The organism is Aeromonas sp. R2-3 (genome assembly GCF_040908375.1).
Lineage (GTDB): Bacteria > Pseudomonadota > Gammaproteobacteria > Enterobacterales > Aeromonadaceae > Aeromonas > Aeromonas veronii.
In genome coordinates, this window is sequence record NZ_JBFODP010000023.1 from 1 (window position 1) to 20261 (window position 20261).

Below are 20261 nucleotides of genomic sequence, written 5' to 3' on the forward strand. Positions count from 1 at the left end.
GCACCTACGGTACGGCCACCTTCACGGATAGCGAAACGCAGGCCGTCGTCCATCGCGATCGGAGCAATCAGGGTAACAACCATCTTGATGTTGTCGCCCGGCATTACCATCTCTACGCCTTCCGGCAGTTCGATGGTACCGGTCACGTCGGTAGTACGGAAGTAGAACTGCGGACGGTAGCCTTTGAAGAACGGGGTATGACGACCACCTTCTTCTTTGGACAGTACGTACACTTCAGATTCGAACTTGGTGTGCGGCTTGATAGAACCCGGCTTGGCCAGTACCTGACCACGCTCTACGTCTTCACGCTTAACACCACGCAGCAGCGCGCCGATGTTCTCGCCTGCACGACCTTCGTCCAGCAGCTTACGGAACATTTCTACACCGGTACAGGTGGTAGAAACGGTATCTTTGATACCAACGATTTCTACAGTCTCACCTACTTTAACGATACCGCGCTCTACACGACCGGTAACTACGGTACCACGGCCAGCGATAGAGAATACGTCTTCGATAGGCATCAGGAACGGCTGGTCAATCGCGCGCTCCGGCTCCGGGATGTAGGTATCCAGGTGGCCAGCCAGCTCGATGATCTTCTCTTCCCACTGAGCGTCGCCTTCCAGCGCTTTCAGCGCGGAACCACGAACTACCGGCAGGTCATCACCCGGGAAGTCGTACTCGGTCAGCAGTTCACGAACTTCCATCTCAACCAGTTCGAGCAGCTCTTCGTCATCAACCATGTCACACTTGTTCATGAACACGATCATGTACGGGATACCAACCTGACGACCCAGCAGGATGTGCTCACGAGTCTGCGGCATCGGGCCATCAGTCGCTGCTACTACCAGGATCGCGCCGTCCATCTGGGCAGCACCGGTGATCATGTTTTTAACGTAGTCGGCGTGACCCGGGCAATCTACGTGGGCGTAGTGACGGGTAGCGGTGTCGTATTCTACGTGGGAGGTGTTGATGGTGATACCACGCTCACGCTCTTCCGGTGCCTTGTCGATCTGGTCGAAGGCGAAAGCTTTACCACCGAAGTGCTTGGCCAGCACGTTGGTGATAGCTGCAGTCAGGGTGGTTTTACCGTGGTCAACGTGGCCGATGGTGCCGACGTTTACGTGCGGTTTATTACGCTCAAATTTTTCTTTAGACACGACGTAGTCCTTCTAGGTTAAACCCGCCTACCGTCGTAGGCGGGGAATCTTAAATTACTTGGATTTGCGCTCTTCGATCACGGCTTGTGCAACGTTGGTCGGTGCATCGTGATACTTGGCGAATTCCATGGCGTAGGAAGCACGACCCTGGGTAGCGGAACGCAGTGCAGTTGCATAACCGAACATTTCGGCCAGCGGCACCAGAGCACGTACGATCTTGCCGGACGGGCCATCTTCCATACCTTCGATCAGGCCACGACGACGGTTCAGGTCACCGATAACGTCGCCCATGTAATCTTCCGGAGTTTCAACTTCTACTTTCATGATCGGTTCGAGCAGAACCGGGTTGGCTTTCATGAAGCCAGCCTTAAAGGCCATGGAAGCAGCGATTTTGAACGCCAGTTCGGAAGAGTCGACATCGTGGTAAGAACCGAAGTGCAGACGCACACCCAGATCCATAACCGGGTAACCAGCCAGCGGACCAGATTTGAGCTGCTCACGGATACCTTTATCAACACCCGGGATGAATTCACCAGGAATGACACCACCTTTGATGTCGTTGACGAATTCGTAGGCTTTGCCTTCTTCCAGCGGGTACATGTCGATAACAACATGACCGTACTGACCGCGACCACCAGACTGCTTGGCATGCTTGCCTTCGATGTCTTTAACGGTGGTACGGATGGTTTCACGGTAGGCAACCTGCGGCTTACCTACGTTGGCTTCAACCTTGAACTCGCGACGCATACGGTCAACGATGATGTCCAGGTGCAGCTCACCCATACCGGCGATGATGGTTTGACCTGACTCTTCGTCAGTCCATACGCGGAAGGACGGATCTTCCTGAGCCAGACGGCCCAGTGCCAGACCCATCTTCTCCTGGTCAGCCTTGGTTTTCGGCTCAACCGCGATAGAAATTACCGGCTCCGGGAATTCCATACGCTCGAGGATGATCGGTGCGTTCGGGTCACACAGGGTGTCACCAGTGGTCACGTCTTTCAGACCGATAGCAGCAGCGATGTCACCAGCGCGTACTTCTTTGATCTCTTCACGCTTGTTGGCATGCATCTGAACGATACGGCCAAAACGCTCGCGCTTGTCCTTGACGGAGTTCAGCACGGTGTCACCGGAGTTGATCACGCCAGAGTAGACACGGAAGAAGGTCAGGTTACCAACGAACGGGTCGGTAGCGATCTTGAACGCCAGAGCAGAGAACGGCTCGTCATCGGAAGCGTGACGCTCGTCTTTGGTCTCGCCGTCCATTTTCAGGCCGTCGATAGCAGCAACGTCGGTCGGGGCCGGCAGGTACTCGATCACGGCATCCAGCATGGCCTGTACGCCCTTGTTCTTGAACGCGGAGCCACAGGTTACCAGGATGATTTCGTTGTTCAGCACGCGCTGACGCAGAGCACCTTTGATCTCTTCCTCGGTCAGCTCTTCGCCGCCCAGGTATTTTTCCATCAGGTCTTCAGACGCTTCAGCAGCGGCTTCAACCAGATTCATGCGCATTTCTTGCGCCTGTTCCAGCAACTCGGCCGGGACGTCTTCGTAATCGAAGGATACGCCCTGATCAGCTTCATTCCAGTTGATGGCTTTCATCTTGACCAGGTCAACAACGCCCTTGAAGTTCTCTTCAGAGCCGATGTTCAGCTGAAGGGGAACCGGAGTACCTTTCAGACGGGTCTTGATGTGCTCAACGCAGCGCAGGAAGTTGGCGCCGGTACGGTCCATCTTGTTGACGAACGCGATACGGGGAACCTTGTACTTGTTAGCCTGACGCCATACGGTTTCAGACTGTGGCTGTACGCCACCTACGGCACAGTACACCATCACGGCACCGTCCAGAACACGCATTGAACGCTCTACTTCGATAGTAAAGTCAACGTGGCCCGGGGTATCGATGATGTTGATACGGTGCGGTTGGAACTGTTTACCCATACCGGACCAGAAAGCGGTGGTCGCGGCGGAGGTGATGGTGATACCACGCTCTTGTTCCTGTTCCATCCAGTCCATGGTGGCAGCGCCATCGTGAACTTCACCGATCTTGTGACTTACACCGGTGTAAAACAGTACGCGCTCGGTAGTAGTAGTCTTACCGGCGTCAATGTGAGCGGAGATACCGATGTTACGATAACGCTCAATGGGGGTTGTACGAGCCATTGTCATCCTCTTACTAAGGCGCTTGTCCCTAGATAATTAAAGGTGCGCAGAGTCAAAAGACCCTGCGCAAGCGGATTACCAGCGGAAGTGAGCGAAGGCTTTGTTCGCTTCAGCCATACGGTGAACGTCTTCACGTTTCTTGACAGACGAACCCTTATTGTCAGCGGCATCCAGCAGCTCGCCAGCCAGACGCTGAGCCATTGATTTTTCACCACGTTTACGAGCGGCATCAACCAACCAGCGCATTGCCAGGGCATTGCGACGTACCGGACGAACTTCTACCGGCACCTGATAGGTTGCACCACCGACGCGACGAGATTTAACCTCGACCGCCGGACGAATGTTATCCAGAGCTTCTTCGAATACGGCCAGGTGCTCTTTGCCAGATTTGGTGGCAATGATGTCCAGGGCGCCATAAACAATGGCTTCTGCAACAGATTTCTTACCGTCAACCATTACTACGTTGACAAATTTAGCCAGCAGCTCTGATCCGAACTTGGGATCTGGCAGGATTTTACGCTGACCAACAACACGACGTCTTGGCATTTCAAATTCTCCGTAACTTCAGGGATTACCCAAAACTAGAAAGCTATCTAACTAGAAACGAATTAACGTTTGGCCTTACTTAACGGAGAACCATTAAGCTTTAGGACGCTTCACGCCATACTTGGAGCGAGCCTGCTTACGGTCTTTAACACCGGCACAGTCCAACGCACCACGAACGGTGTGATAACGAACACCTGGCAAGTCTTTTACACGACCGCCACGGATCAGAACAACAGAGTGCTCTTGCAGGTTGTGACCTTCACCACCGATGTAGGAGGTGACTTCGAAGCCGTTGGTCAGACGTACACGGCACACTTTACGCAGTGCAGAGTTAGGCTTCTTCGGGGTGGTGGTATATACACGAGTGCATACGCCACGCTTCTGAGGGCACGCTTCCAGCGCCGGCACGTTGCTTTTCACAACGAGCTTGATGCGTGGCTTGCGAACCAACTGGTTAATAGTTGCCATCAAAAGGCTCCTGATAATGACTTCATAAACGTGTGGAAAATCCTCCCCGCAGATACGGGGACGCGAAATTTTATGCCCTGTTGTCTGGGGAGTCAAGATTTATACAATTTGCGTCACAAAAGGGCAATTCGGATCCGTTTGCTTTCACGACATCACCTTGAATTTTCTTGAAAATATGCTTCTCAGCCACCCCAGGTGCGCGGGGAACCTTTTTGCGCAATCAGTGCCACCAGATCCGCCATATCGAGCACATTGCCCACCCGATGCTGCAAACCGCGAGCGTGCAGATCTTCCTGCATCACATAAAGCGGGATACCCGCCAGCCGCGCGCTCCACTGGGGAGCCGATGCCGCAATCACGGCATCCTGCATCAGTACCAGCTCATCCTCGGGCTGAAGGTATGAGAGCGCCTCTGCCAGAGCCTGACTCTGAAAGGGAGAGTTCAATATCAGATGCAACATGGAGACCTCAAAAGCTGATGTGAGTCGAACACTGTGCCCAGCGCCGAGCCAGTTCCTGGCGCGGCAGACTCTCGACGGGGATCAGCAGATCATCCACTGTCACGCCACGCTCTGCCAGCGAGTCAGCACAAACATAGACCTCTTCGATGTCGTAGAGTTCCAGCATTTTGAAGGTGGGTGCGTAGTGGCGCTGCAAAATGGCGGCAGGCTGCTGCTCCTTGAGCAGTTGCAGCACACCGTCCCCAATCAGGAAGAGGGCCAGCTCATCGGTCATGGCCGAGGTGGCCAGCAGGGCATCCAGTCCTTCCCGGCCGGCGGCATGGCCATGGGGGCCACGACTGCAGATAAAGGCAATTTTTTTACTCATGACTCCCCCTAGAACTGAATCAGTCGATCGGCAGTGAGCGCAGCCTCGGCCAACTGGCCCAGACCGCTCAGGCAAAATGGCGGTTGCAGATTGAAGTGCACCTGCCCTGCCCCCTTGGCCTCCTGCTCATCGAGCACACCGCGCCGCATGGCGGCGGCGACACAGACGTCGATACGGATCCCCTGCTCCTCCGCCAGCTCTCGCCACAGACGCACCAGGTCGGTCTCATCGGATGCAGGCAGATGCAAACCGTTGCCGTTGCAGACCCCGTCCTGATAGAAGAACAGGTGGGACAAGGTATGCCCCTGCGCCAACAGGGTGCGGGCAAAGCGATAGGCTGTGCTGGCCGACTGGGTGCCATAGGCAGGCCCCGTGACCAGGATGGCAAAACTCAGACTCATTGCAGGACTCCTGTGCTGACCCGGTCCATTTTACGCCAAAAACAAAAAAGCCCCTGCCATGAGGGGCTTGATTCGATCAGTTGATCAGAGATGGGCAATCGCCTCAACTTCGACCAGCACATCTTTCGGCAGACGGGCCACCTCCACGCAGGAGCGGGCTGGCGCCGCATCGCCAAAGTAGCGGGCATAGACCTGATTGAAGGCAACGAAGTTGTTCATGTCACTCAGGAAGCAGGTGGTTTTGACCACTTTACTGGCATCGGCACCGGCAGCGTGCAACACGGCAACCAGATTCTTCATCACCCGTTCGGCCTGCTCTTCGATGCCGCCAGCCACGATCTCCATGGTGGCAGGATCGAGCGGGATCTGCCCGGAGGTGAAGATCATCTCGCCAACCTTGGTAGCCTGAACATACGGACCAATCGCGGCAGGCGCCTTGTCGGTTGCAATCACTTCTTTAGCCATTCATCTATCCCCTTCTGGAATGAGTTACTCGTTCTCGTCTTCACCCTGCTTGCGCTGTCGGATGTAAAGATAAACGGTATGTTTTGAAATATTGAGTTTGTCCGCCACCAGATTGATCGAGTCCTTGATGTCGAAAATGCCCTTCTCGAACAGCTGGGTCACGATGAAGCGGTTCTTGGCATTGTTGGCCACGGTGGGATCGCGATTGATCTCGTCGATGGTGTTATCCACCGTCTGAGCAACAAGCTCTTCCACGCTGTTGGCGAAGGTCTCTGGTGACTGGCGCGCCGCCTGCTGGGGCGTCGGGAAAAATTCGGCCACGAACTCGTGGAAAGGCGCATTGATATGGAGGTTGATGCAGATAAGCCCCACAACTTGCCGCTCGCTGTTGCGAATGGCGATGGTGCTCGACTTCATCAGCGCGCCGGTACGGCTGCGAGCGAAATAGCTCTGGGTGTAATCCTGGCCGGTGCTCTCGATGTCCTTGAGCATGCGCAGGGCGAGATCGGTGATGGGCGCCCCGAGGGTGCGTCCGGTATTGAAGCCGTTGGCGATCTTGATCACCGACTCGTGCAGATTTTCCAGGGAGTGGAGTACCACTTCACAATGCTTGCCGAACAGCTCGGCCAAGCCATCGATTAGCCCATCGTATGAGCGCAACAATTCCCTGTCTTCATCTGTAAAAGTGCGGCTGATCAGCTGTTCTTCGGGAAGCATGGCTTCCTCGATACCGACAGTCATGTTCTACCCCTGTAATAACCATTCAACTTTCCCGAGTTTTAAATTGCAGGGGAGTAAAGTCAACTTTTTTTGATTTTTTACTCTACAACTTTGCTCTGGATCATCCTGAAACCCGCGCTGCGTCTACCTTTGCCGAGGAATTGGCCAACAAAAAGGGCTCCTTGAAGGAGCCCTTTTTAATCACGGATGACGAGTTACTCTTCGTCGAAGCTACCGGCTGCGTTCAGCAGATCCGCCAGGTTCTGCTCCGCTTCATCAGCGGTCACCTGCGGGGTACCAACAGCACGAGCTGCGGCAGCACGCTGGTTGATCCGGCTGTGGTGGTAGGCAAAGCCGGTACCAGCCGGGATCAGACGACCCACGATGACGTTCTCTTTCAGACCACGCAGTTCATCACGCTTGCCACCTACGGCGGCTTCGGTCAGAACGCGAGTGGTTTCCTGGAAGGAAGCCGCGGAGATGAAGGACTCGGTGCTCAGAGATGCCTTGGTAATACCCATCAGTACATGACGGTAGGTCGCAGGGGTCTTGCCCTCGGCAACCAGCTTACGGTTGGCAATCTTCACACGAGCAACTTCAACCTGTTCGCCTTCGATAAGATCGGTATCGCCAGCGCTCAGGATCTCGCACTTGCGCAGCATCTGACGTACGATGACTTCGATGTGCTTGTCGTTGATCTTAACGCCTTGCAGACGGTAAACGTCCTGCACTTCGTTGGCGATGTAGTTGGCGACCGGGCTGATACCGCGCAGACGCAGGATGTCGTGAGCAGACTCAGGACCGTCCGCCAGCACTTCACCCTTCTCAACTTTTTCACCTTCGAACACGTTCAGGTTACGCCACTTCGGAATCATCTCTTCGTAGACGTTGCCACCATCAGTCGGGGTGATGACCAGACGGCGTTTGCCCTTGGTCTCTTTCCCGAAGGAGATGGTACCGGAGATCTCGGCCAGAATTGCCGGTTCCTTCGGTTGACGTGCTTCAAACAGATCCGCAACGCGCGGCAGACCACCGGTGATGTCCTTGGTACCGCCGGACTCTTGCGGGATACGCGCTACCGCGTCACCCACGCCCACGTTGGCACCATCTTCCAGGTTCACGATCGCCTTGCCCGGCAGGAAGTACTGGGCGGCTACATCGGTACCCGGGATCATCACGTCTTTGCCGTTCAGGTCGACCAGTTTAACGGTCGGACGCATCTCTTTACCGGCGCTCGGACGCTCGTTGACGTCCAGAACAACGATAGAAGAGAGACCGGTCAGCTCGTCGGTCTGACGAGTGATGGTCACGCCATCGATCATGTGTTCGAACTGCAGGCGACCTGCCACTTCGGTGATGATCGGGTGGGTGTGCGGATCCCAGTTGGCAACGGTCTCGCCAGCGCTCACGGCCTGGCCGTCCTTCACTTCCAACACGGAACCGTAAGGCAGCTTGTGGCTTTCCTTGGTACGGCCCATGTCGTCCATGATGGTCAGTTCGGTAGAACGTGAGGTGATAACCAGTTTGTCATCGCTGTTGTGAACGAACTTGGCGTTCTGCAGCTTGATGGTACCTGTGTTCTTGACCTGGATGCTGCTTTCAGCAGCAGCACGAGATGCAGCACCACCGATGTGGAATGTACGCATCGTCAGCTGGGTACCCGGTTCACCGATGGACTGGGCGGCGATAACACCGACAGCCTCACCCTTGTTAACCAGGTGACCACGGGCCAGATCACGGCCGTAGCAGTGAGCACAGTTACCGAAGTCAGTTTCACAGGTGATGGCAGAACGTACCTTCACACGGTCAACGGAGTTACGCTCCAGCAGGTCACACAGCTGCTCGTCGAGCAGGGTGTTGCGAGCAACCAGGATCTCGTCCTCGGTACCCGGCTTGATGACATCTTCTGCCACCACACGACCCAGCACGCGCTCACGCAGCGGCTCGACCACGTCGCCACCCTCGATCAGCGGAGTCATCCACAGACCGTCGGTAGTGCCGCAATCGTCCTCGGTGATCACCATGTCTTGCGCCACGTCTACCAGACGACGAGTCAGGTAACCGGAGTTCGCAGTCTTCAGTGCGGTATCCGCCAGACCCTTACGAGCACCGTGGGTAGAGATAAAGTACTGCAGTACGTTCAGACCTTCGCGGAAGTTCGCGATGATCGGGGTCTCGATGATGGAGCCATCCGGCTTGGCCATCAGGCCACGCATACCGGCCAGCTGACGGATCTGGGCGGCGGAACCACGCGCACCAGAGTCGGCCATCATAAAGATGCTGTTGAACGAGGCCTGCTCTTCTTCTTCACCCAGCGAGTTGACGTTACGCTCTTTGGACAAGTTCTCCATCATGGCCTTGGAGACACGCTCGTTGGCGCTGGCCCAGATATCGATAACCTTGTTGTAACGCTCGCCCGCAGTTACCAGACCTGACAGGAACTGGTCCTGGATCTCGGCAACTTCGGCTTCGGCTGCTGCGATGATGTCTTTCTTGGCATCCGGGATGACCATGTCATCGATACCAACGGAAGCACCGGACAGGGCCGCGTAGTGGAAACCGGTATACATCAGCTGGTCAGCGAAGATAACGGTGTCCTTCAGGCCCTGCTTGCGATAGCAGGTGTTCAGCAGACGGGAGATGAGCTTTTTGCCCAGCGCCTTGTTGGATACGCACTTGATCCAGTTCTGCGGATTGGCATCCAGATCAGCCTGTTCTGCAGCAGTCAGCACCTTCGGCTCGTCGATCAGGGCGTATTCCATACCTTTCGGCAGGATCAGGCTCAGGATCGCACGACCAACGGTGGTGTTCTTCATCTCGGTGTGTTCACGCAGAGAACCGTCTTCCTGACGCAGGTATTCGGTAATGCGTACTTTCACACGAGCATGCAGATCGGCCAGACCAGCACGATATACTTTCTCGGCTTCTTTCGGGCCGGCCAGCACCATACCTTCGCCTTTGGCGTTGATACGGGCACGGGTCATGTAGTACAGACCCAAGACCACGTCCTGAGAAGGAACGATGATCGGCTCACCGGAGGCAGGCGACAGGATGTTGTTGGTAGACATCATCAGCGCACGCGCTTCCAGCTGGGCTTCCAGGGTCAGCGGTACGTGGACCGCCATCTGGTCACCATCGAAGTCCGCGTTATACGCAGCACAAACCAGCGGGTGCAGCTGGATTGCCTTGCCTTCGACCAGAGTCGGTTCGAATGCCTGGATACCCAGACGGTGCAGAGTCGGTGCACGGTTCAGCAGAACCGGGTGTTCGCGGATCACTTCGTCCAGGATATCCCAAACGACAGCTTCCTCGCGCTCCACCATCTTCTTGGCGGCCTTGATAGTGGTCGCCAGACCGCGGGTTTCCAGCTTGCCATAGATGAACGGCTTGAACAGTTCCAGCGCCATCTTCTTCGGCAGACCGCACTGATGCAGACGCAGAGTCGGGCCTACGGTGATAACGGAACGACCGGAGTAGTCGACACGCTTACCGAGCAAGTTCTGACGGAAACGACCCTGTTTACCCTTGATCATGTCGGCCAGGGATTTCAGCGGGCGCTTGTTGGAACCGGTGATGGCACGACCGCGACGGCCGTTATCCAGCAGCGCATCGACGGACTCTTGCAGCATACGCTTTTCGTTGCGCACGATGATGTCCGGAGCAGCCAGATCCAGCAGACGCTTCAAGCGGTTGTTACGGTTGATCACGCGACGGTACAGATCGTTCAGATCGGAAGTCGCGAAACGGCCGCCGTCCAGCGGTACCAGCGGACGCAGGTCCGGCGGCAGCACAGGCAGCACTGTCATGATCATCCACTCCGGCTTGTTGCCGGACTGCAGGAAAGCTTCCATCAGCTTCAGACGCTTGGTGGTCTTCTTGCGCTTGGTCTCGGAGTTGGTTTGATCCAGCTCCTCACGCATGGTTTTGACTTCACCTTCCAGATCGATAGCGCGCAGCAATGCCAGGATTGCTTCGGCACCCATCTTGGCGTCAAATTCGTCGCCCCACTCTTCCAGCGCATCCAGGTACTGCTCTTCAGAGAGCATCTGGCTGCGTTCGAGGTTGGTCATGCCCGGCTCGATTACGACGAAAGATTCGAAGTAGAGCACACGCTCGATGTCGCGCAGGGTCATGTCCAGCAGCAGACCGATACGGGACGGCAGGGACTTCAGGAACCAGATGTGGGCAGTCGGGCTGGCCAGCTCGATGTGGCCCATACGCTCACGACGGACCTTGGTCTGGGTCACTTCAACGCCGCACTTCTCACAGATCACACCACGGTGTTTCAGGCGCTTGTACTTGCCGCACAGACACTCGTAGTCCTTCACCGGTCCGAAGATACGGGCGCAGAACAGACCATCACGCTCCGGCTTGAAAGTCCGGTAGTTGATGGTCTCAGGCTTTTTGACCTCACCGAATGACCAGGAGCGGATCATGTCAGGAGAGGCCAGACCGATCTTGATACTGTCAAACTCTTCGGTCTTGGTCTGAGCCTTCAAAAACTTGAGTAAGTCTTTCACGTGTTTCCCCTGTCAGGAGTCTAACCTCGGCGCCCCGGCTGCCAAAACAGCGGGGCGCCCACGTCAATTCTCGAACAATAAGAGCGAGCTCTTACTCTTCGTCCAGCTCGATGTTGATACCCAGAGAGCGGATTTCCTTCAGCAATACGTTGAAGGATTCGGGCATGCCCGGCTCCATACGGTGGTCGCCATCCACGATGTTCTTATACATCTTGGTACGGCCATTCACATCGTCAGACTTGACGGTCAGCATTTCCTGCAGGGTATATGCCGCACCGTAAGCCTCCAGGGCCCACACTTCCATCTCACCGAAACGCTGACCACCGAACTGAGCCTTACCACCCAGCGGCTGCTGGGTAACCAGGCTGTAAGAACCGGTAGAACGCGCGTGCATCTTGTCGTCGACCAAGTGGTTCAGCTTGAGCATGTACATGTAACCAACGGTTACTTTACGCTCGAAGCGGTTACCGGTACGGCCATCGAACAGATCAATCTGACCGGATTCCGGCAGATCAGCCAGCTTCAGCAGGGCTTTGATTTCGCGCTCTTTGGCACCATCAAACACTGGAGTAGCGACCGGCAGACCCTTACGCAGGTTACCCACCAGGATACGTACGTCGTCGTCAGACAGCTCGGCGATGTTCACTTGCTGGGTGTCCTTCTCGCCCAGGTCATAGACCTGTTGCAGGAAGTTGCGCATCTCGTGCAGCTCGCGCTGCTCTTTGACCATGCGATCGATCTTCTCGCCGATACCCTTGGCCGCAAGGCCCAGGTGCACTTCGAGGATCTGACCGATGTTCATACGGGATGGTACGCCCAACGGGTTCAGTACGATGTCGACCGGACGGCCGAACTCGTCATGGGGCATATCCTCGACCGGACAGATCTTGGAGATAACACCCTTGTTACCGTGACGGCCCGCCATCTTGTCACCCGGCTGGATGCGACGCTTGACTGCCAGATAAACCTTGACGATTTTCAGTACGCCCGGCGCCAGATCATCACCCTGGATAATCTTGCGACGCTTGTTCTCGAATTTCTTGTCGAACTCGGCTTTCAGCTCAACGTGCTGTTCAGCGATCTGTTCCAGTTCGGTCTGCTTGCCTTCGTCTTCGATGGCCAGTTCAAACCACTTGGAGCGATCGAGCTTGTTCAGACGATCTTCGCTGTAACCGGCGGCCAGCAGCAGGTTGCGGGAGCGGCCGAAAATGCCGTCTTCCAGGATCTTGAACTCTTCGGTCAAGTCCTTCTTCGCTTCCTTCAGCTGCATCTCTTCGATTTCTTTGGCACGCTTGTCTTTTTCCACGCCATCGCGGGTAAAGACTTGCACGTCAACCACGGTACCGTACACACCGTTCGGTACACGCAGGGAGGAGTCCTTCACATCGGAGGCCTTCTCACCGAAGATGGCGCGCAGCAGCTTCTCTTCCGGCGTCAGCTGGGTTTCACCTTTCGGGGTTACCTTACCGACCAGAATGTCGCCGCCCTTCACTTCGGCACCCACGTAGACGATACCGGACTCGTCCAGCTTGGACAGAGCGGCTTCACCCACGTTCGGGATGTCAGCAGTGATCTCTTCCGGACCCAGCTTGGTGTCACGGGAGATACAGGCCAGTTCCTGGATATGGATGGTGGTCAGGCGATCTTCCTGAACAACACGCTCGTTCACCAGGATCGAGTCTTCAAAGTTGTAACCGTTCCACGGCATGAACGCGACGCGCATGTTCTGACCCAGTGCCAGTTCACCCAGATCGGTGGACGGGCCGTCAGCCAGTACGTCGCCAGCCATCACCGGCTCACCCAACATCACGCAAGGACGCTGGTTGATACAGGTGTTCTGGTTGGAACGGGTGTATTTGGTCAGGTTGTAGATGTCGATACCGGCTTCGCCTGGCATCAGCTCATCTTCATTGACCTTCAGGACGATACGGGAGGCATCGACATAGTCGATTACGCCGCCACGCTTGGCCACTACGGTTACACCGGAGTCAACGGCCACAGCGCGTTCCATACCGGTACCTACCAGCGGCTTGTCAGCACGCAGAGTCGGTACAGCCTGACGTTGCATGTTTGAACCCATCAATGCGCGGTTCGCGTCATCGTGTTCCAGGAACGGGATCAGAGCAGCTGCCACAGATACGATCTGCTGCGGGCTCACGTCCATATACTGGATCTGGTCGGCGTTCATAAAGGTGGATTCACCTTTGTGACGGCACGGGATCAATTCATCTTTCAGACGGCCATCTTCGGTGGTCGCGGCGTTAGCCTGTGCGATCACGTACTTGCCTTCTTCAATAGCAGACAGGTAGTCCACTTCGTCGGTGATCACACCGTCAATGACCTTGCGGTACGGGGTCTCGAGGAAACCGTACTCGTTGGTACGAGAGTACACGGACAGCGAGTTGATCAGACCGATGTTCGGACCTTCAGGTGTCTCGATAGGGCACAGACGACCGTAGTGAGTCGGGTGTACGTCTCGGACTTCAAAGCCGGCACGCTCACGAGTCAAACCGCCCGGGCCCAGCGCAGAAATACGACGCTTGTGGGTCACTTCGGAGAGCGGGTTGTTCTGGTCCATAAACTGGGACAGCTGGCTGGAACCAAAGAACTCTTTGACTGCGGCGGAGATCGGCTTGGCGTTGATCAGATCCTGCGGCATCAGGGTGTCCAGGTCGCCCAGGGAGAGACGCTCCTTGACCGCACGCTCGACACGCACCAGACCGACGCGGAACTGGTTTTCAGCCATTTCACCGACAGAACGGATACGACGGTTACCCAAGTGGTCGATATCGTCCACTTCGTCGTTACCGTTACGGATGTCGATCAGGCGCTTCATCACATCGACGATGTCGTCTTTGGTCAGTACACCTGCGCCAGTCTCGTCTTCACGACCCAGACGGCGGTTGAACTTCATCCGACCTACGGTAGACAGGTCGTAACGCTCGGCGGAGAAGAACAGGTTTTCGAACAGCTGTTCTGCAGCTTCGCGAGTAGGCGGCTCGCCCGGACGCATCATGCGATAGATCTCGACCAGCGCTTCCAAACGGTTGGAGCTGGAGTCGACACGCAGGGTCTCGGACATGTAAGCACCGTGATCCAGTTCGTTGGTGAACAGAACCTCGAAATGCTTGAAGCCGGCTTGGGACAGGTTGGCGATCGCTTCCAGGCTCAGCGCCTGGTTGGCGGTCACGACCATCTCGCCAGTTTGCGGATGTGCGTAGTCCTTGGCAGCAACTTTGCCAACAACATACTCAACCGGCACCTCAATCTGGGTAACGGCGTCTTTTTCCAACTGACGGATGTGACGCGCAGTCACACGACGACCGGTCTCAACCACCACGGCGCCATTGGCCACGATGTCAAAGGTCGCAGTTTCACCACGCAGACGCTCCGGCACCAGATCCATCATCAACTTGCCATCTTTTACTTCAAAACCGATGGTCTCGAAGAAGGTGGCCAGGATTTGTTCGGAAGTGAAGTCCAGGGCGCGCAGAATAATGGATGCTGGCAGTTTGCGACGACGGTCGATACGGACAAACAGGTTGTCTTTCGCATCGAACTCGAAGTCCAGCCAGGAGCCACGGTAGGGGATAACGCGAGCGTTATACAGTACCTTACCGGATGAATGAGTTTTGCCTTTATCGTGGTCGAAGAAGACGCCCGGGCTGCGGTGCAGCTGGGAGACGATAACCCGCTCGGTACCATTGATAACAAAGGTGCCGTTCTCGGTCATGAGCGGAATTTCGCCCATGTATACTTCTTGTTCCTTGATGTCTTTGACGGTGCCGGCAGCTGCTTCACGGTCGTACAGAACCATACGAAGCTTGACACGCAGCGGCGCGGAGTAGGTCACTCCACGGATCTGGCATTCTTTTACGTCAAATACCGGCTCACCCAGGCGATAGCTGACATACTGAAGCTCAGCACTACCGGAGTAACTGGTGATCGGGAAAACGCTACGGAAAGCGGCCTCTAGGCCATATTCACCTTCCGGGTCAGCCTCGATGAACTGCTTGAAGGAGTCCAGCTGAATGGACAACAGATAAGGCGTGTCCAGTACCTGGTCTCGCTTACCGAAGTCCTTACGAATGCGTTTTTTTTCGGTATAAGAGTAAACCATAGGGTTCCTCAGCTCGCTGATAAGTGACCCACTCTGTCCCGCGGGACAGCTCTGTCTCAACACCGTTTTGTGTTGGCCCGGACGAAAGAAGACAGTCCGGATTGCTGGTGCACCGAGAGTCGTAAACGGTGTGAAATGCTCTCAGTCTACAGCGCAAAAAGGCTGGTGAACAAAAATTCACCAGCCCTAGCCTGTTTTATCAGGCTAATCTACATAAATGCAGATTATTTGATCTCAACAGAAGCACCGGCAGCTTCCAGCTCTTTCTTCAGAGCTTCAGCTTCGTCCTTGGACACGCCTTCCTTCAGGTTAGCCGGAGCAGCTTCTACCAGATCTTTGGCTTCTTTCAGGCCCAGACCGGTAGCGCCACGAACGGCTTTGATAACGGCAACTTTGTTGGCGCCAGCAGCAGTCAGAACTACGTCGAACTCGGTCTTCTCTTCTACTGCTTCAGCAGCAGCCGGGCCAGCCATTACGGCAGCAGCGGCAGAAACACCGAACTTCTCTTCCATAGCTTCGATCAGCTCAACAACTTCCATTACGGACATGGAAGCAACGGCTTCGATGATTTGGTCTTTAGTGATAGACATGACAAAAATTCCTGATGTTGAATAAACTCAAACAGCCTAAATAGGCGAGAATCAAGCAGCAGCTTGTTTCTGGTCGCGAACAGCAGCGATAGTACGAACCAGCTTGCCAGCAGAGGCTTCTTTCATAGTCGCCATCAACTTCGCAATTGCTTCTTCGTAAGTCGGCAGCGTGGCCAGACGATCAATTTGTGCTGCGGCGATAAACTCACCGTTAAAAGCGCCAGCCTTGATTTCGAACTTTTGGTTCGCTTTGGCAAACTCTTTGAACAGACGAGCAGCAGCGCCCGGGTGTTCGTTAGAGAAAGCAATCAAGGTAGGACCGGTAAATGCGTCGTTCAGGCACTCGTATTCGGTACCTTCTACCGCGCGACGCAGCAGGGTGTTACGCACAACGCGCATGTACACACCGGCTTCACGAGCGGTTTTACGCAGGACGGTCATCTTGTCTACAGTTACACCGCGAGAATCGGCAACAACTGCAGAAAGAGCGCCTTTGGCAGCTTCGTTGACTTCAGCAACAATTGCCTTTTTGTCTTCGAGTCCCAATGCCATTGGCTTAACTCCTGGATTGAATCCGGGTCTATTGACCCAGTACTGACACATCCCCCCTACCTTTACAACAGAGGGGAACGATGCGGTAGCAGGATTCCAGAAGAGAAAGAATCTTTCTCGCTGGGTTTCCGGCACCGTCTACGCAGGAAACATTAAGGCTTTGCAGCCTCCTGCGGTCTTGGACGGAGGTCGAAACCCCCAACCAATCAAGGCGCAAAATTATAGATTAAATTTTGCGCCTTGTAAAACCCATCAATTAGGCCTGAGCTTCCAGAGAAGCTTGGTCTACGGCAACACCGGCACCCATGGTGGTGGAGATGCTGACTTTCTTGATGAATTGACCTTTGGCGGAAGAGGGCTTGCCTTTTTTCAGGGCAACCAGCAGAGCTTCCAAGTTTTCTTTCAGCTGAACTTCGTTGAAAGAAACCTTACCCAGAGTGGTATGGATGATACCATTCTTGTCGTTACGGTAACGAACCTGACCAGCCTTGGCGTTCTTGACGGCTTCGGCAACGTTAGGAGTTACAGTACCAACTTTCGGGTTCGGCATCAGGCCACGCGGGCCCAGGATTTGACCCAGTTGACCAACAACGCGCATTGCATCCGGGGATGCGATAACTACGTCGAAGTTCATCTCGCCTTTCTTAACCAGATCGGCCAGGTCATCCATACCTACCAGGTCAGCACCGGCAGCTTTAGCTGCTTCGGCGTTGGCACCTTGGGTAAATACGGCAACGCGTACATCACGACCGGTACCGTGCGGCAGTACAGTAGCACCACGTACGTTCTGGTCAGATTTACGAGCGTCGATACCCAGGTTGACAGCAACGTCAACGCTTTCAACGAACTTGGCGGTAGCCAGTTCTTTCAGCAGGGCAATGGCTTCGTTGATGGAGTACTCTTTGGTACCGTCAACTTTTTCGCGAATAACGCGCATACGCTTGGAAAGTTTAGCCATTGTCTTAATCCTCCACTACCAGACCCATGGAACGAGCGGAGCCTGCGATGCAACGTACTTTTGCATCCAGATCGGCACCAGTCATATCCGGCTCTTTGGTCTTGGCGATTTCTTGCAGCTGGGCAACGGTCACCTTACCAACCTTGTCTTTGTTCGGCTTGGAAGAACCAGACTTGATGCCAGCAGCTTTCTTCAGCAGGAAGGAAGCAGGCGGAGTCTTGGTTTCGAAGGTGAAGGAACGGTCGCTGTAAACGGTGATCACGACCGGAGTCGGTGAACCTTTTTCCAGCTTCTCTGTACGAGCGTTGAACGCCTTACAGAATTCCATGATGTTAACACCGTGTTGACCCAGTGCAGGACCAACGGGAGGAGACGGGTTGGCTGCACCAGCAGCAACCTGCAGCTTGATATAAGCTGTGACTTTCTTAGCCATTAGGAAAATACCTCAAAAATGGGTTCTAGCGCCTCGGAGACTTGCTCCTGCAAACGGCTCCCCAACTAATAAAGGGGCAGCGAATTATAGAGATATTCGCTGCCCCTGACAACCGTTAAACGTACAGAATTCAATCAGCCCTTTTCGACCTGACCAAAATCCAGTTCAACAGGAGTAGAACGACCGAAGATCAGTACAGAGACCTTCACGCGGCTCTTCTCATAATCGACCTCTTCAACGGTACCGTTGAAGTCGGCAAACGGACCATCGGCAACCCGCACCATTTCACCCGGTTCAAACAGGGTTTTCGGACGCGGCTTGTCGTGGGCATCCTGCAGACGGTTCAGGATGGCATCAGCCTCTTTGTCGGAGATCGGTGCCGGACGGTCGGAAGTACCGCCGATGAAGCCCATGACGCGCGGTACGTTACGCACCAGGTGCCATGTGGTTTCATCCATGATCATCTGGACCAGGACATAACCTGGGAAAAACTTGCGCTCACTCTTGCGCTTCTGGCCAGCACGCATCTCGACCACTTCTTCGGTCGGGACCAGTACTTCACCGAACATGTCTTCCATGCCATGCATCTTGATATGTTCACGCAGGGACTTGGCTACACGGCCTTCATAGCCGGAAAAAGCCTGCACGACATACCATCTCATACGTTGTTCACGTTGTTCAGTCATGGCTTATCCTTACACACCGGTAATCAGGTTGACCAACCAGACCAAGGCACCGTCCAGAACGAACAGCAGCAGCCCCATCACGGCGGTCACCGCCAGCACAATCAGGGTTGTCTGAATGGCTTCCTGACGGGTCGGCCATACGACCTTGCGGACTTCCAGGCGAGACTCACGGGCGAATGCCAGTGTTGCCTTTCCCTTGGTGGTTTGCAGGGCTACTGCACCGGCAGCAGCAATGACAACGACCACACCCAGGGCGCGGACGGCAGCGACAACATCGTTGAGCAGGTAATTACCCACTACAGCGGCCGCCAGGATAATGAAAACCAGGCCCCAAAGCAGGGTATCCTTGCTTCCGCCCTGGCTCTCAGAACTAACACTCATACAACCCACCTGTATCTGACGTAACCAAAGACACAAAAGCCCCGTACGAGACGAGGTATATGGCAGGGGCGGCAGGACTCGAACCCGCAACCATCGGTTTTGGAGACCGCTGTTCTACCAATTCGAACTACGCCCCTACACAAGAAAGCCCCTATTATAGGGGCTTTGCTTTATTTATGTAAGCCAAAGATTAAGCGATTACGCTGGCTACAACACCGGCACCTACGGTACGGCCACCTTCACGGATAGCGAAACGCAGGCCGTCGTCCATCGCGATCGGAGCAATCAGGGTAACAACCATCTTGATGTTGTCGCCCGGCATTACCATCTCTACGCCTTCCGGCAGTTCGATGGTACCGGTCACGTCGGTAGTACGGAAGTAGAACTGCGGACGGTAGCCTTTGAAGAACGGGGTATGACGACCACCTTCTTCTTTGGACAGTACGTACACTTCAGATTCGAACTTGGTGTGCGGCTTGATAGAACCCGGCTTGGCCAGTACCTGACCACGCTCTACGTCTTCACGCTTAACACCACGCAGCAGCGCGCCGATGTTCTCGCCTGCACGACCTTCGTCCAGCAGCTTACGGAACATTTCTACACCGGTACAGGTGGTAGAAACGGTATCTTTGATACCAACGATTTCTACAGTCTCACCTACTTTAACGATACCGCGCTCTACACGACCGGTAACTACGGTACCACGGCCAGCGATAGAGAATACGTCTTCGATAGGCATCAGGAACGGCTGGTCAATCGCGCGCTCCGGCTCCGGGATGTAGGTATCCAGGTGGCCAGCCAGCTCGATGATCTTCTCTTCCCACTGAGCGTCGCCTTCCAGCGCTTTCAGCGCGGAACCACGAACTACCGGCAGGTCATCACCCGGGAAGTCGTACTCGGTCAGCAGTTCACGAACTTCCATCTCAACCAGTTCGAGCAGCTCTTCGTCATCAACCATGTCACACTTGTTCATGAACACGATCATGTACGGGATACCAACCTGACGACCCAGCAGGATGTGCTCACGAGTCTGCGGCATCGGGCCATCAGTCGCTGCTACTACCAGGATCGCGCCGTCCATCTGGGCAGCACCGGTGATCATGTTTTTAACGTAGTCGGCGTGACCCGGGCAATCTACGTGGGCGTAGTGACGGGTAGCGGTGTCGTATTCTACGTGGGAGGTGTTGATGGTGATACCACGCTCACGCTCTTCCGGTGCCTTGTCGATCTGGTCGAAGGCGAAAGCTTTACCACCGAAGTGCTTGGCCAGCACGTT

Annotated in this window: 18 protein-coding genes and 1 tRNA gene; all 19 read right to left on the reverse strand. The window is 55.1% G+C overall.

The genetic code is table 11. The annotated features are described in order from the left end of the window. The coding region (tuf, locus tag AB5Z02_RS11785) for an elongation factor Tu (RefSeq protein WP_139441922.1) at positions 1-1157 on the reverse strand (1157 nt) is incomplete at its 3' end. Between the two features lie 54 nt (positions 1158-1211). Beyond that, positions 1212-3317, reverse strand: coding sequence for an elongation factor G (fusA, locus tag AB5Z02_RS11790; RefSeq protein WP_021229318.1), 2106 nt, complete (start codon positions 3315-3317; stop codon positions 1212-1214). A 75-nt stretch (positions 3318-3392) separates the two neighbouring features. Next, a complete protein-coding gene (gene rpsG, locus AB5Z02_RS11795; RefSeq protein ID WP_005339911.1) occupies positions 3393-3863 on the reverse strand; it encodes a 30S ribosomal protein S7 in 471 nt (156 codons plus the stop codon). 93 nt (positions 3864-3956) lie between these two features. Continuing rightward, the gene (gene rpsL, locus AB5Z02_RS11800) at positions 3957-4331 is read right to left on the reverse strand and encodes a 30S ribosomal protein S12 (RefSeq protein ID WP_005306278.1); all 375 of its coding nucleotides are present in this window, start codon (positions 4329-4331) and stop codon (positions 3957-3959) included. Positions 4332-4513: 182 nt separating this feature from the next. Further along, positions 4514-4792 carry a sulfurtransferase complex subunit TusB gene (tusB, locus tag AB5Z02_RS11805; RefSeq protein WP_231721692.1) on the reverse strand — a complete coding sequence of 93 codons (279 nt, stop codon included), beginning with the start codon at positions 4790-4792 and terminating at the stop codon, positions 4514-4516. A gap of 7 nt (positions 4793-4799) precedes the next feature. Beyond that, complete coding sequence (gene tusC / locus AB5Z02_RS11810) at positions 4800-5159, reverse strand: sulfurtransferase complex subunit TusC (protein WP_005341830.1); 360 nt, start codon at positions 5157-5159, stop codon at positions 4800-4802. 8 nt (positions 5160-5167) lie between these two features. Then, a complete protein-coding gene (gene tusD / locus AB5Z02_RS11815) occupies positions 5168-5560 on the reverse strand; it encodes a sulfurtransferase complex subunit TusD (protein ID WP_123173953.1) in 393 nt (130 codons plus the stop codon). Between the two features lie 84 nt (positions 5561-5644). Continuing rightward, positions 5645-6025, reverse strand: coding sequence for a RidA family protein (locus AB5Z02_RS11820; protein ID WP_005339904.1), 381 nt, complete (start codon positions 6023-6025; stop codon positions 5645-5647). A gap of 24 nt (positions 6026-6049) precedes the next feature. Continuing rightward, positions 6050-6766 (reverse strand): transcriptional regulator, encoded by a 717-nt coding sequence (locus tag AB5Z02_RS11825; RefSeq protein ID WP_005339902.1) that lies wholly within the window; start codon positions 6764-6766, stop codon positions 6050-6052. A gap of 194 nt (positions 6767-6960) precedes the next feature. Further along, on the reverse strand, positions 6961-11265 hold the full coding sequence (rpoC, locus tag AB5Z02_RS11830; RefSeq protein WP_005339899.1) for a DNA-directed RNA polymerase subunit beta': 4305 nt from the start codon (positions 11263-11265) through the stop codon (positions 6961-6963). A 91-nt stretch (positions 11266-11356) separates the two neighbouring features. After that, the gene (rpoB, locus tag AB5Z02_RS11835; protein ID WP_368216045.1) at positions 11357-15385 is read right to left on the reverse strand and encodes a DNA-directed RNA polymerase subunit beta; all 4029 of its coding nucleotides are present in this window, start codon (positions 15383-15385) and stop codon (positions 11357-11359) included. Positions 15386-15609: 224 nt separating this feature from the next. Then, complete coding sequence (gene rplL / locus AB5Z02_RS11840; RefSeq protein WP_005306304.1) at positions 15610-15975, reverse strand: 50S ribosomal protein L7/L12; 366 nt, start codon at positions 15973-15975, stop codon at positions 15610-15612. A 51-nt stretch (positions 15976-16026) separates the two neighbouring features. Beyond that, entirely contained in the window at positions 16027-16527 is a 501-nt protein-coding gene (rplJ, locus tag AB5Z02_RS11845; protein WP_005339895.1) for a 50S ribosomal protein L10, read from the reverse strand. Positions 16528-16783: 256 nt separating this feature from the next. Beyond that, positions 16784-17485 (reverse strand): 50S ribosomal protein L1, encoded by a 702-nt coding sequence (gene rplA, locus AB5Z02_RS11850; protein ID WP_005339888.1) that lies wholly within the window; start codon positions 17483-17485, stop codon positions 16784-16786. A 4-nt stretch (positions 17486-17489) separates the two neighbouring features. Beyond that, positions 17490-17918 (reverse strand): 50S ribosomal protein L11, encoded by a 429-nt coding sequence (gene rplK, locus AB5Z02_RS11855; RefSeq protein ID WP_005339887.1) that lies wholly within the window; start codon positions 17916-17918, stop codon positions 17490-17492. 134 nt (positions 17919-18052) lie between these two features. After that, positions 18053-18604 (reverse strand): transcription termination/antitermination protein NusG, encoded by a 552-nt coding sequence (nusG, locus tag AB5Z02_RS11860; protein ID WP_005306318.1) that lies wholly within the window; start codon positions 18602-18604, stop codon positions 18053-18055. A 9-nt stretch (positions 18605-18613) separates the two neighbouring features. Beyond that, positions 18614-18985: a preprotein translocase subunit SecE gene (secE, locus tag AB5Z02_RS11865; RefSeq protein ID WP_005306322.1), complete on the reverse strand. Its 372-nt coding sequence runs from the start codon at positions 18983-18985 to the stop codon at positions 18614-18616. Between the two features lie 60 nt (positions 18986-19045). Further along, a tRNA-Trp gene (locus AB5Z02_RS11870) sits at positions 19046-19122 on the reverse strand. 53 nt (positions 19123-19175) lie between these two features. Further along, the coding region (gene tuf, locus AB5Z02_RS11875; protein WP_368216046.1) for an elongation factor Tu at positions 19176-20261 on the reverse strand (1086 nt) is incomplete at its 5' end.